Annotated in this window: 14 protein-coding genes; 5 read left to right on the top strand and 9 right to left on the bottom strand. The window is 62.1% G+C overall.

Annotated elements, in window-relative coordinates; all coding sequences use genetic code 11:
- Positions 1 to 33: 33 nt before the first annotated feature.
- The 3 genes from GRI32_RS06015 to GRI32_RS06005 all read left to right on the top strand — a co-directional run bounded on the left by GRI32_RS06015 (position 34) and on the right by GRI32_RS06005 (position 2,599).
- Positions 34 to 1,209: a DUF418 domain-containing protein gene (locus GRI32_RS06015; RefSeq protein ID WP_160590474.1), complete on the top strand. Its 1,176-nt coding sequence runs from the start codon at positions 34 to 36 to the stop codon at positions 1,207 to 1,209.
- Between the two features lie 107 nt (positions 1,210 to 1,316).
- Positions 1,317 to 1,739, top strand: a complete 423-nt coding sequence (locus GRI32_RS06010) for a helix-turn-helix domain-containing protein (RefSeq protein ID WP_160590472.1) — start codon at positions 1,317 to 1,319, stop codon at positions 1,737 to 1,739.
- Positions 1,736 to 2,599, top strand: a complete 864-nt coding sequence (locus GRI32_RS06005) for an alpha/beta fold hydrolase (RefSeq protein ID WP_160590471.1) — start codon at positions 1,736 to 1,738, stop codon at positions 2,597 to 2,599. Before GRI32_RS06010 ends, GRI32_RS06005 begins: the two co-directional genes overlap by 4 nt.
- A 2-nt stretch (positions 2,600 to 2,601) precedes the next feature.
- Here GRI32_RS06005 and GRI32_RS06000 read toward each other — a convergent pair whose 3' ends face one another.
- A complete protein-coding gene (locus GRI32_RS06000; protein WP_160590469.1) occupies positions 2,602 to 3,285 on the bottom strand; it encodes an alpha/beta fold hydrolase in 684 nt (227 codons plus the stop codon).
- Positions 3,286 to 3,395: 110 nt separating this feature from the next.
- Positions 3,396 to 4,811, bottom strand: a complete 1,416-nt coding sequence (gene ligM, locus GRI32_RS05995; RefSeq protein WP_160590467.1) for a vanillate/3-O-methylgallate O-demethylase — start codon at positions 4,809 to 4,811, stop codon at positions 3,396 to 3,398.
- A 118-nt stretch (positions 4,812 to 4,929) separates the two neighbouring features.
- Here ligM and GRI32_RS05990 point away from each other — a divergent pair, with 118 nt between their 5' ends.
- Complete coding sequence (locus GRI32_RS05990; protein WP_160590465.1) at positions 4,930 to 5,331, top strand: VOC family protein; 402 nt, start codon at positions 4,930 to 4,932, stop codon at positions 5,329 to 5,331.
- Between the two features lie 58 nt (positions 5,332 to 5,389).
- Positions 5,390 to 5,686, top strand: coding sequence for a hypothetical protein (locus tag GRI32_RS05985; protein WP_160590463.1), 297 nt, complete (start codon positions 5,390 to 5,392; stop codon positions 5,684 to 5,686).
- A 67-nt stretch (positions 5,687 to 5,753) separates the two neighbouring features.
- Here GRI32_RS05985 and GRI32_RS05980 read toward each other — a convergent pair whose 3' ends face one another.
- The 7 genes from GRI32_RS05980 to GRI32_RS05950 form a co-directional block, all read right to left on the bottom strand.
- Positions 5,754 to 6,032 carry a GIY-YIG nuclease family protein gene (locus GRI32_RS05980; RefSeq protein WP_337190189.1) on the bottom strand — a complete coding sequence of 93 codons (279 nt, stop codon included), beginning with the start codon at positions 6,030 to 6,032 and terminating at the stop codon, positions 5,754 to 5,756.
- Positions 6,033 to 6,151: 119 nt separating this feature from the next.
- Complete coding sequence (locus GRI32_RS05975) at positions 6,152 to 7,312, bottom strand: PQQ-dependent sugar dehydrogenase (protein WP_202385962.1); 1,161 nt, start codon at positions 7,310 to 7,312, stop codon at positions 6,152 to 6,154.
- A gap of 122 nt (positions 7,313 to 7,434) precedes the next feature.
- Positions 7,435 to 8,334, bottom strand: a complete 900-nt coding sequence (locus GRI32_RS05970) for a TauD/TfdA dioxygenase family protein (RefSeq protein WP_160590459.1) — start codon at positions 8,332 to 8,334, stop codon at positions 7,435 to 7,437.
- 36 nt (positions 8,335 to 8,370) lie between these two features.
- The gene (locus tag GRI32_RS05965) at positions 8,371 to 9,372 is read right to left on the bottom strand and encodes a zinc-dependent alcohol dehydrogenase family protein (RefSeq protein WP_160590457.1); all 1,002 of its coding nucleotides are present in this window, start codon (positions 9,370 to 9,372) and stop codon (positions 8,371 to 8,373) included.
- A gap of 17 nt (positions 9,373 to 9,389) precedes the next feature.
- Positions 9,390 to 10,136 (bottom strand): SDR family NAD(P)-dependent oxidoreductase, encoded by a 747-nt coding sequence (locus tag GRI32_RS05960; RefSeq protein ID WP_160590455.1) that lies wholly within the window; start codon positions 10,134 to 10,136, stop codon positions 9,390 to 9,392.
- Positions 10,137 to 10,174: 38 nt separating this feature from the next.
- Positions 10,175 to 11,047 carry an amidohydrolase family protein gene (locus GRI32_RS05955; RefSeq protein WP_160590453.1) on the bottom strand — a complete coding sequence of 291 codons (873 nt, stop codon included), beginning with the start codon at positions 11,045 to 11,047 and terminating at the stop codon, positions 10,175 to 10,177.
- A gap of 95 nt (positions 11,048 to 11,142) precedes the next feature.
- Entirely contained in the window at positions 11,143 to 12,657 is a 1,515-nt protein-coding gene (locus GRI32_RS05950) for an aldehyde dehydrogenase family protein (protein ID WP_160590451.1), read from the bottom strand.
- Positions 12,658 to 12,781: the final 124 nt, after the last annotated feature.

Below are 12,781 nucleotides of genomic sequence, written 5' to 3'. Positions count from 1 at the left end.
CGTCACGCCGCGTGACGGGCAGGGGGAGGCATAATGGACGAAGCCGCAAGGCGCACGGGCGCCCGCATCGATATGGTCGACGGCCTGCGCGGCTTTGCGCTGCTGGGCCTGCTGCTGGTTCATTGCGTCGAACGGTTCGAGCTATACTGGCTCAACCCCCAGCCGGACATCTGGTTCGACACCGTGTTCGCGCTGTTTGGGGGCAAGAGCTTTGCCATCTTTGCGCTGCTGTTCGGCTTCGGTTTTGCCACGATCATGGGCAACCAGCGCGCGCGGGGCGTGGATTTCACCGGGCGCTTTGCGTGGCGCGCGATCCTGCTGGCGATCATCGGCACCGCACATGCGCTGGTCTACCGCGGAGATATATTGCAGGTGCTGGCGCTGATGGGGCTGCTGCTGATCCCGTTCGACCGCATTCGATCATCGCGCAGCCTGCTGCTGATCGCGGGTCTGTGCTTCCTGCAAATCCCCTTGCTGCTGCGCGTGTATATGGCGGGGGAGGGTGCCGCCTGGGCGCAGGCCACCCCGGCCTTCTTCGGCGACACCGGCCTTGCCGTGTTGGCGCAGGGCAGTCTGGCGGATGTGCTGGCGGCCAATGCCGGGCCGGGCATGATCGGCAAATGGTCATTCTACTGGAACACCGGCCGCATTGTGGAGATCGCCGGACTGTTCGCCGTGGGCATGGTGCTGCAACGCGGGCAGGCCTTTGCCGCGGCGCAGGAGAAGCGCACGGGCTGGCTGGCCGCGCTGGCGATCGCGGCGGCGGTGTGGGCGCTGTGTGCCTATGCCCTGCCGCAACTGCTGCCGGCACCGCCGCAGGATGGCGGCGCGCCGATGCAGCGGCAGGCGGGCGAATGGGCGCTGGACCAGTGGCGCAGCCTGGCCGCCACCGCCTTTCAGGTCAGCCTGTTTGTGCTCGCCTGGCAAACGCCCGTGCGGCGTGTGTTGCAATGGCTGGCCGGGCCGGGCCGGATGACGCTGACGCTGTATGTGGGGCAATCGCTGATCGCCGTGCCGCTGCTCTATGGCTTTGGCGCGGGGCTGTGGGATGATGGCTCTCACGCTGTCATGGTAATGGCAGGCATTGCCCTCTTCGCCGCGCAGATCCTGTTCGCGCGCTGGTGGTATCGCCATTATCGCTATGGCCCGCTGGAATGGACATGGCGCGCGGCCACGCTCACCCGCATGGACGTGCCCTTCCGGCGCTAGCCCGCCAATCCCGCAAATTCTCCCCTAGTCTCTATTGCGTGTAAAAATGCGCCTTTATATTCCCTATATAGGGCACTATAGGGAGCAATAGAGAATCGGAGATCGTCATGTCGGAAGAGTTATGCACCGTCCGCGCGGTTGCCGCAGAGCTGGATCTGCACCCCAAGACCGTGCTGCGCTACATTCATGAAGGCAAGCTCCCGGCGACTCGCGTCGGCAAGTCCTATCGCATTCGTCGCAGCGATCTGGCGCAGCTGGTCGGCATGCCATTGGCCAGCGAACGTTCAGCCGGAAGAACCACTGTCACAGCCGTTGCCGACGTTGAGGATGTTACCGCCGATGAGGCGATGGCCGCGGCCAATGTCTTCAGCGCAGCCGGGATGGGGCGCGACAAGGGCAGTGCACCGCTGCATGTCAGCACCACGCATTATCCCGCGCAGCGCAGGCTGAAGGTGATCGTCATCGGCTCCCCCGCTGACGCGGCCCGGATGCTGCAATTGATCGATGTGCAGATCGGCAATCTGCGATGAGCGTTGCCTTTCGCAGCAGGCGGGGCGCAGAAAAAGTCCTCGCCGCCTATCGGGGGGTGCTGGATGGCTGGCCCGTGCCAGCCAAGGAGCATCGCCTGCCCACATGCCAAGGGGAGACATTCGTGCTGGAATGCGGCCCGCAGGACGCGCCGCCGGTCATCCTGCTGCACGGCGCGCAGGCCAATGCGGCGGCATGGATGGCCGATGCCGCGCAATGGTCACGCCAGTTGCGGATTTTTGCGATCGACATGATTGGCGAGGCGGGGTTCAGCGCGGAAGTGCGCCCGCCGCTGGACAGCGATGCCCACGCCCTGTGGCTGGACGATGTGATGGCAGGTCTTGGCCTTGCGCAGGCGAGCTTCGTGGGCACTTCGCTCGGTGGGTGGCTGGCGCTCGATTATGCCGTGCGGCGGCCGCAAAAGGTTGAGCGACTGGCGCTGATCGCTCCGGCGGGCATTGGGCGGCAGAAGAACCTGCTGCTCAAGGCGGCACCGCTGCTGTTGCTGGGGGCTTGGGGGAAGAAGCGCATCCGGCGGATGGTGTTTGGCCCGCAGCCGAAGCTATTGCCGGAAAATGTCAGCCCATTCGTGCAATTGATGGAGCTGATCGGCAAGGAAATCAGGCCCAGGATCGTCACCATACCGCGCCTGAGCGACGAGCAGTTGCAGCACCTCGCCATACCCATGCATGTGGCTCTGGGCGGGCGCGATGCCTTGCTGGATTCAGTGGACACCCGCCAAAGGCTGGAAGCGTTCGCGCCGCATGCCCGGATTTCCTTCGATCCGGACGGCTATCATTTCCTGCCCGGCCAGGCCGGTCCGGTCGAAGATTTCCTCCTGCAAGGCAGAATGCGGTCCTGAGCCTAGTCCGCCAGCCCCAGCAGCACTTCAACCGTTTCGTCCGGCCTGTTCTGCATCACGAAGTGGTCGCAATCGACTTCGTGGTAATCCCAGCCTGCGGCCTTTGCCTTCTCGGCAAAGCGGGGGAAGGGGGTGGGCTGGTAGCCGGTGGCGAAGATGTAGCTCTGGCGCGGGATCGCCTGTTCGTCGCCTGACAGGGGGATGGCTTCGAGCAGGGTGAGGAGAGGCTGGTAGCCGCGCACGCCGGGCTGGACGGTGAATTCCCCCGGAAAGCCGATCGGCGTGACATAGCCGGGGCGGTGGCGCTGGCTGTCCACATACCAGTTGTGCTCGAACTCGCCGGTGATGTCCCACAGGCTCTGGTCGTCATCGGGCCAGAAGGCATCGATGTAGCAGATCGCGTCGATGCGTTTGCCAAGGCGCGAGGCTGCGCCGGTGATGACCATGCCGCCATAGGAATGGCCAGCCAGGATGAAGCGGCCGAAGCCTGCCTGTTCCACCTGCTCGCACACGTCGTCGATATGGTCGGAAAGGGTGATGCCGGGATGAAGCTCGTCCTGCCGTGACCCCAACCCGCGCAAGGTGCAGTTGATCACCTGATGCCCTGCCGCGCGCAGCCGTTCAGGCACGTCGCCATAGGTGTGATTGCCGCCCCATGCGCCGTGAACCAGAACGTAATTCGCCATGTGATGTCTCTCCCGTGAGCCGCGACATTAGCGCTGTGCATGAAAAAGGGGAGGCACCTTGCGATGCCTCCCCCAAATCTTTGCGCCAAGTGCGCGTGGTCGCGAGGGGATTAGCCCTGGCGGCCCGAGCGCCAGCCAGCGGCGTAGGTGTCGCCGGCCATCTTGGAGTAAGGCACCGGAGAAACGATGACCTTGACGTCGATCTGCTTGTGGCGCTCGACGGTGGTCTTGGCGGTGCCGCCATTTTCTTCGCCCCAGGTGAGAGCCAGCTCGGTGCCGAGCGGAACTTCCGAGTCGACGAAGCCGAGCGACAGAGCCTTCTTCTCGTTGAACGAGTAGCCGGTGAACATCGACTTGCCGATCACGCGGCCGTCAACGTCCTTCACAGCGTCGAAGCTGGAGTTACCGTAGTTGGCGAGCGGCAGGTCGAAGAACTTGTACTGTTCGCCTTCCGGATCGAACATGGAACCGACGATCTTCTTCATGTCGTCAGCATTCCACTCGAAGGTCACCTTCTTGCTGGCCTTGTCCGTGCCGTCGGCTTCCATCTTCTTCAGCGCGTCTGCGCCGATGAAGTCGTGGTCGAACTTCACGAACGGACCATAGCCCAGCTCGTACGGGTTGGTGTAGTAGTCTTCGATGCTGTCACCGATGAAGGAACCGGCGATGGAGCCAGTTGCTTCGTAGCTGTCAGCGCCCAGCCAGTTGCGGTAATCTTCCAGTTCGTCACCGGTGTAGATGGGAGGCAGCGGGCTGGGGATCCAGCCGGATTCCAGCGTGTTGGACGGATAGGCGCGGCTGCCGACCGGGATCAGGCCGAATTCTTCGCCAGCCTTGAGGATTTCCTCACGAACATATTCCTGCTCGTCATAGGGACCCCAGATTTCCAGACCGGGCGAACCGGCCATGCCGTGACGCAGGGTGCGGATGGTCTTGTTGCCGATCTTCATGGTCGACATGTTGAAGAACTTCAGCTTGTCGAGCGGCTCACCATTCAGCTTCTCGATCACGTCCCAGGCGCGCGGGCCCTGGATCTGGAAGCGCCAGGAGATGCGCGTGACGGGCTTGCCCATCGGACGCGAAGGCGAGCGGGGATCGTTGATGATGTCAACGTTGTAGCCGCCCTTTTCAGCCTGGAACATCAGCCAGTTTGCAGCAGGTGCACGGCCAACGTAGACATATTCTTCTTCAGCAAGACGGAAGATGATGCCGTCACCGATCACGTGGCCATAAGGCGTCGTGGGGACGTACTGCTTGGCCTTGTTGACTTCCCAACCCTTGGACGAGTTGACCATCGTGTCCGACAGCAGCTTACCCGCGTCAGGACCGTTGATGTACAGGTCGAACATGTGGTGCGACTGGTCGAACAGGACCGCGCCATGCTGCCATGCCCACTGCTCGTCACGCCAGTTGGAGAATTCAGGAGCAACAACCGGATACACATAGGCACCGATCTTGTTGTTGCGAAGCTGGCCGACGATATCGCCGTTGGCACCAGCGAGAACTTCATTCAGGTTTTTAGCCATTCGAACTTCCTCTCACGATTGTGAATGAATCACATATACGAAATTAGTATGTGGCACATACAATAATGAGCTACAGGTGCAAGCCATAAGGCGCAGGAAAATGTCAGGAGGCGAAAAGATGCAGGTTCAGGCCCTCGATCACGTGAATATCATCACCGACAGGATGGATGAGACGGCGCAGTTCTACGCCGATCTGCTCGATCTGGACCGCCGCGACGCCCCGCCGCCGCTGACCCCGCAGACCGCCACCTGGATGTTCGATGCGGAAGATCGCGCGATCATCCACATCAATTCCGTCGATTGCCCGCGCGCCTATGACCGCGAAGTCCAGCCCGGCGCGCTGACCGGCGCGCTGCACCACGTGGCGCTGAAATGCGAAGGCTTCGACGAGGTGAAAGAGCGTCTCGACGCGCGCGGGGCGGACTACAAGGAGAATCTGGTGGAGGCGATTGGCCTCAGGCAAATTTTTACAGCGGACCCCAATAATGTGCTGCTGGAGCTGAACTTCTTTGGGGAGTGAGGGGCAGGAGCCTGAAGCAAGCCTGCTTGCCAGGATAGTCTGGGGGCTCGTTGTGACAGTGTTTTTCGTTGCTCTGGCCTCGCTTGCGGTCGGCAAGGCGCTTGACTGTCTGGATGGAGAGCTGATCACCCGACGTGGGGCGCCGGTACCGCCTTTCTTGTTGGGCGGGTTGGGGATTTCCTTCTTTGTTCTGCCGGTTTGGTCTGGCATCCGGCTGTATAATTTTGAAAGCGAGGTGCCTGTCACCTTGCGGGATTGGTTGTTGGCTGGCGCGTTCCTGCTCTCGCTTGGCGTTTCCGGCGGCGCAATCGTTGTCATGGCATGGGCGCAGGCCGAAAATCTCGGCATGTTCTAGTCTGGCCTGAGTTGGCATAAACGTGATGCCCCTCCAATTCGTCATTCCCGCGAAGGCGGGAATCCAGTTAGCGCAGCGTTTCAAAACCGAGATCTTCGGCCAGATCACGCCAGTTCTTGTTGGCTTCCTCAATCATCCGCATCTTCCACGAGCGGTTCCATTTTTTCAGCTGCTTTTCGCGGGTGATGGCGTGATCCATGGTGGCGTGGATCTCAAACCAGACCAGCATCTTGCAGCCATGCCTCTTGGCAAAGCCTTCGAAAACCCCGGCGCGATGCTGGGCAATGCGTTGCGGTAGATTCGAGGTTACTCCGAGATAGAGCGTGCCATTGCGAGCGGAGGCAATGAGATAAACTGCGGGCTGAAATTCCCTTTGTATAACCAGCGCTTACTGGATTCCCGCCTTCGCGGGAATGACGAATGGGCAGGTGGTAAGGTTGAACTCAGCAATACCACGGCACCGCCTCACTTCTTTGCCGGAACAATCCGCAAAATCTTGCCCTCAACCCCGTCGGTCAGGACGTAGAGCGAGCCGTCGGGCGCCTGTTTCACCAGTCGCAGCCGCTCTTCCTGATCAACCAGCAGACGTTCCTCGCCCACCACACGGTCTCCTTCCAGCTTCAACCGCACAAGATGCATCTGGCTCAATGAGGTGACGAAAGCATCACCCCGCCATTCGGGGAAGAGGTCGCCGGTGTAAAAGGCAAGGCTTGAGGGCGAGATGACCGGGTCCCAGTAATAGACCGGCTGGAGATAGCCGCCTGCATCCTCGCCGCCGCTCACCGGGCCATCGCCCACCAGCTCGCCGCTATATTCAAGGCCGTAGGAATTGACCGGCCAGCCATAATTTGCGCCCGGTTCGATCAGGTTCAGCTCATCGCCGCCGCGCGGGCCTACATCCACTTCCCACAATTGCTCCGTGCCGGGCCGGAACGCGAGGCCAAGCGGATTGCGGAAGCCCGCCGCCCACAGCTCCGGCAGAGCGCCCTCCTGTCCGGCATAGGGATTGCCGGGCGCCGGCTTGCCATCGGTGGTGATGCGCACGATCTTGCCGATGCCGGTGTCCAGCTGCTGGATATAGGGGCGCAGCGGGGTGGATGCGAGATCACCCAGAGTAACGAACAGCGCGCCGCTATCATCAAACAGCATGCGCGCACCAAAATTGCCATGCTCTGAGGGAAGACTGGGTTCCTGCCGGTAGATTACTTCCACATCGTCCAGCCGAGGCGCAGCTCCATCAATCAGAGTGCCACGCGCCACGGTGAGCATATTGCCTTCGGGTCGCCCTTCGACATAACTCCAGAAAATCCGGTGGTTCCGGGCAAAATCAGGGTCAAGCACCACGTCTGCCAGACCGGAGATTTCCTGGCGGGTGATTTCGGGAACGCCTTCAATGGCGGGCGACAAGTTGGCGCCATCGACGATGCGCATGCGCCCGTCGCGTTCGGTTACCAGCAGCCGCCCATCGGGCAGGAAGGCCATACCCCACAGATCGACCAGCCCTTCGGCGATAGTCTCCACTTCGAAGGACACGTTGGAAATCATCGAAGGGGCGCGCGTTTGTTCAGGAAAAGCGGGGACCTGCTCTGGCGCATTGGCGGCGTTTTCTTCCACCGGAGGGCCCATTACGGGTTCCGGGATCTCAGCTTCCCGAGAGCACCCTCCCACGAGGAAAGCGCATAGAGCTGCGCTTGCGGCCATATTGGCAATCTTCATGTCTTCACTCCCCCCAAATCAGATTCCGGTTCTCAAACCGGCACACCCCCTGCCGTCGTCGTCCGGTACATCTCCCGCCGCCAGCCGTCATAATCGTTCGGCCCCAGGTGCATGGTGGCGCGGTTGTCCCACAGGGCGACCATGCCGGGCTGCCAGCGCAGGCGGCAGGTGAAGGCCATTTGCGTGGTGTGCTGCACCAGATAATCGACCAGCGGCTTGGCCTCATGCGTGGTCATGCCTTCGATTCCCACAGTGTAGGTATCGCAGATATACAGCGATTCCTCGCCCGTTTCCGGGTGAGTGCGCACCAGCGGGTGGAAGCTGCCCTTCATCCCTTGCTCGTGCTTGGCCGCATCGCCAAAGCCGATCGCCTCGCCGCGCAATTTGTTCTGCGTGGCATAGTTGTTGGCGGCGGACATATGCACGCGCAGGCCGCGCAGCATATCCTGATAGGTCTTGCTCAGATGGCGGAAAGCCAGCGCGCAATTGGTCCAGCTGGTATCGCCGCCATAGGGCGGGCCTTCGATCTGCCGCAGGGTGGTGAAGCTGGGCGGTTCGGGCAGGAACGGGCTGTCCGTATGCCAGCCGCCGCCAAACAGGCTGGGCGTGACTTCGTCCGCTTCCTTGATGATCGGGTGCACCTCGCGGTGGCCGGGAACGCCCTGGGTATAGGCATCCACTGCAAACGGGCCGAGGCGTGCAGCGAATTCCTCATGCTCTGCGTGGCTCAGGTGCTGATCGCGCAGGAACAGCATCTTGTGGCGGCACAGCGCCGCACGGAAATCGGCAAAGGCCTCGTCCGATAGACCGGTCAGGCGCACGCCGGCAATTTCGGCCCCCATCGCGCCCGACAGCGGCAGCGTTTCGAAATGGGGGGAGGGCTCGGCATGATTGTCGAATCCGCCCGCCGGTGTGACGCGCACTTCCCACATTGGTCTTCTCCCTCGCCCCGTTTCGCGGGCCTGCTCTTAAAGTTCGATCACCGTCTTGCCGAAGCTGTCGGGACCCCATGCATGGGCATAGGCCTTGGCCGCCTTGTCGAAGCTGAAGCGTCCACCAATCGGCGGCTCGATTTCGTTGCTGTCGATAAAGTCGTTCAGGTCACGCGCCATCTCGGCCGACCCGACGAAGATACCGCGCAGCGTGCCGCCGGTCATCATCAGCGCATGCGGGCTGGGCGGTTCGCCCTGAGACAACACGCCGATCAGCGCGATCTCGCCTTCGTTGGCGAGCGCTTGCATCGACTGGGCCAGCGTGCCCACACCGCCGACTTCAACCACCTGGTTGGCGCCGCCGAACTGCGATTTCACCGCCGCGCCCCAGTCGGGAGTGGTCTTGTAATTGATCAGGTGATCCGCACCCAGGTTCTTGGCGCGGCTCAGCTTCTCATCGCTGGAGGAGGTGCAGATGACTTCTGCGCCCATCGCCTTGGCCAGTTGCAGCGCGATCATCGAGACGCCGCCGGTGCCCAGCACCAGCACCTTGTCTCCCGGCCTGACCATGCGGCCACGCGTCAGCGCGTTCCACGCCGTCACGCCGGCGCAAGGCAGGCAGGCAGCCTGCGAATAATCGAGGCTTTCGGCGATCTTCACCACGCCCTGTTCGGGCAGCACGACGAGTTCGGCCAACATGCCGGGGCCCATGCCATCACCCAGGGCGCGGCCCATCACCATCGGGCCATCAACCCAGTCGAGGAAGAAGCTGCCCTGAACGCGGTCACCCACGGCCACGCTGGTGACGCCTTCGCCCACGGCAACAACTTCACCTGCGCCATCTGACAGGGGGATGGACGGCTGCTTCAGCGCGCCGCCGAAATACTTGCCGCTGGCAACGGCGAAATCGCGGTAATTGATCGTCCATGCCTGCGGTGCGATCAGCACTTCGCCCGGGCCTGCCACGGGATCGGGCAGGTCCTGTATGTAAAGTTTGTCGAAACCGTCTGACCCGGCGGGCAACATCCATGCGCGCATTTTATGTTCTCCAGTTCTTAAACTTCAATCGATTCCAGCACGCCGCCATCCACGGCCCAGTCCTGGCCGGTGACATGGCTGGCGGCATCGGACAGCAGGAAGCAGGCGACTTCGGCCAGTTCCTCCGGGCTGCCCATGCGGCGCTGGGGAATGCGGGCTTCTATCCTGCCCTTCTGCTCGGTGGGAATACGGTCCAGGGCCTCTGTACGGATGAAACCGGGGATGATGCAATTGGCGCGGACATTATGCGGGGCCATCTCCACCGCAATCGCGCGGGTCAGGCCCAGCACGCCATGCTTGGAGGAGACATAGGCCGGGTTCATCGCCATGCCGCGCTTCGATCCCATGGAGCCGGTGACGAGGATGGAGCCCTTGCCCGCCTCGATCATGGCAGGGAGCACCTTTTGCGCGGCCCAGAATACCGATGTCAGATTGACCTTGATCGTCTCTGCAAAAACCTCCGGGTCGAAAGCGGTGAAGGGGGTGAAGCCGCCGGTCAGACCGGCATTGGCGAACAGCGCCTCAACGGGTCCGAAATGGGCCGCAGCGGCATCCAGCGCGCCTTCAAGTGCGGCCTTGTCACCCACATCGGCGGCAAAGCCTGCGGCATTGGTGCCCAGTTCGCTGCACACTTCGTCCAGCACGTCCTTGCGCCGGGCCAGCAGCGAGACGCGCGCACCGCGCTCCACCAGCATTTTCGCCGCCACCAGGCCGATGCCCGATGATGCGCCGGTGACGCAGATATGCTTGCCGCCAAAGTCCATTGCTACCCTCTTCCCTTTTTCATTATCGCCGCGAAGGTTCAGGCCAGCCCCAGCACCCGCGCGGCATTGTCCTTCATGATGCCGGGCATCACTTCCTCGCGGAAGCCAACTTCCTTGGCTGCGGCGATCCACTTGTCCGGGTGGATCAGCGGGAAATCGGTGCCGAACAGCATCTTCTTCTTCAGCTGCGTATTGGCGTGCTGGATCACCTGCGGCGGGAAGTACTTGGGGCTCCAGCCGCTCAGGTCGATGAACACGTTGGTCTTGTGCAGCGCCATCGACAGACTCTGGTCAACCCAGGGCCAGCTGGGGTGGGCAAGGATGATCTTCATGTCGGGGAAATCCACCGCGACATCATCGATCAGCATTGGCTCGCCAAATTTCAGCCGCATGCCGCCGCCGCCGCGCATCCCCGTTCCCATGCCGGAATGGCCGGTGTGGAAGATGGCGGGCAGCTTGTATTCGTTGATCACCTCGTAAATCGGATAGCCCATCTGGTCCGCCGGATGGGCATTCTGGGCGATGCCGTGGAACTTGAAGCCCTTGACCCCGTGGTTCTCGATCAGGTCGAGCGCCTCGCGCGCGCCATACTTGCCCTTGTGCGGATCGATGGAGGCGAAGGGAATGCAGATATCGTCATTCTTGTTCGCCAGCTCCGCCACCTCGTAATTGGAGACGCGCTTGGCCCCCATGCCGCTTTCGCAATCGACGGTGAACATCACGAAGGCGATCTGCGTCTCACGGTAAAGCTCGATGATCTCGGGCATTTTTGGCCGTTCGCGCGGCGCCTTGAAATAGGTGCTGGCGGCATCGAAGAACTTGCCCATGATCGGATCTTCGGGATCGTGGCAGCTGACTTCCGCATGCACATGCATGTCGATGGCGCGGATCTTGGTGAGGTCGATGGGCATGGCGATTTCCTGCTGCAAATTTGTCCTGTGAGGCTGAACACGAAAAGGCCCGCCCCGGCAATGCCGAAGGCGGGCCCCAATCGCGTTTCAGCGCATCACAGCTTCATCATGACTGCCTTGGTTTCCAGATAAGCCTCAAGGCCCAGGCGGCCCTGTTCGTGGCCGATGCCGGATTCTTTGTAGCCGCCGAACGGGATGGCGGTGTCGATCATGGCGTGGCAGTTGATCCACACCGTGCCGGCCTGCAGCTTGCTGGCGATGCGATGGGCGGCGGAAACGTCCTTGGTCCACACACCGGCGGCGAGGCCGTATTGCGTGTCATTGGCTTCCTTCACCACATCGTTGATGTCGTCAAAACGCTGGGCGACCACCACCGGGCCGAAGATTTCCTCGCGCACTACGCTCATCTGCGGGTTCACATCGGTGAGGATGGTGGGGTTGACGTAATAGCCGCCATCGCTGGACGGCACATCGCCGCCCATCAGTACCGAAGCGCCATCGCGCTTGCCGGCATCGATGTAGCCCATCACGCGTTCGTGCTGTTCGGCAGAGACCAGCGGGCCCATGTGGGCGGTGGGATCAAGGCTGGCCCGCGGTGCCCAGAATTCGGCGGTTTCGGCCATGCCTTCCACCACCTTGTCGAACACGCTCTTGTGCGCATAGAGGCGCGAGCCGGCGACGCACACCTGGCCCGAGTTGAAGAAGATCGCCTGGCTGACGCCGGGTGCGGTTTCGGCCACGTCGACATCGGGCATCACCACAACCGGGCTCTTGCCGCCCAGTTCCAGGGTCACATGCTTGAGCGTATCGGTGGCGTTCTTGTTGATCAGCTTGCCGATTTCGGTGCTGCCGGTGAAGGCCACCTTGTCCACGTCAGGGTGCTTGACCAGACGGTCACCGCCGGTGTGGCCATAGCCGGTGATGATGTTGACCACGCCAGCGGGAATGCCGGCTTCCATCACCATGTCGGCCAGACGCAGCGCGGTCAGGCTGGTCTGTTCGGCAGGCTTGAGGATGGTGGTGCAGCCAGCGGCCAGCGCCGGGGCGATCTTGAGGCAGGCCATCAGCAGCGGGAAGTTCCACGGCACGATCTGCGCGCACACCCCCACCGGCTCCTTCAGCGTATAGGCAAACATCATGCCGCCGGGCATGGTGTAGGGGGCAATCGTCTCACCGTTGATCTTGCCGGCCCAGCCAGCCATGTAACGGATGTGGGCGACGGCGCCGGGCACGTCGATCATTGCGGCCATGCCCTTTGGCTTGCCCACGTCGATGGCTTCCAGCTCGGCGAATTCGTCGGCATGGGCTTCGATCAGGTCGGCCAGACGGTGCATGATCTTTTCGCGCGCGATCGGCGGCATGCCGCGCCAGCGCTCATCATCAAAGGCAACGCGGGCAGCGGCCACGGCCCGGTCCACGTCCTTGTCGGTCGCTTCCACGAAGCTGGAGACGACCTTGCCCGAGGACGGATCCTCGACATCGATGGTCGCATCGCCGGAGCTGTCGACCCACTCGCCATTGATGAACAGCTGCGGCTTGCGGGCCAGGGCCTTCTTCACGGCAGCCGAATATTCGCGCTGGGTGCGATCGATAGTGGTCACTTCATTCATGGGCGGGTTTTCCTTCTCCGAAACGAATCTATTTGCCGAACAATCTAACAGAGGCGGCGCACGCTGCCTATGCGTGCGCGGCCAAGCTAACGATCGTTACGATGAACCGAATTTGCGCGCCAGA

The sequence above is a fragment of the Alteraurantiacibacter aestuarii genome (genome assembly GCF_009827405.1).
GTDB classification, from domain to species: domain Bacteria; phylum Pseudomonadota; class Alphaproteobacteria; order Sphingomonadales; family Sphingomonadaceae; genus Alteraurantiacibacter; species Alteraurantiacibacter aestuarii.
Note: the sequence above shows the minus strand (reverse complement) of the source record. Positions and strands in the feature narration are given on the sequence as shown.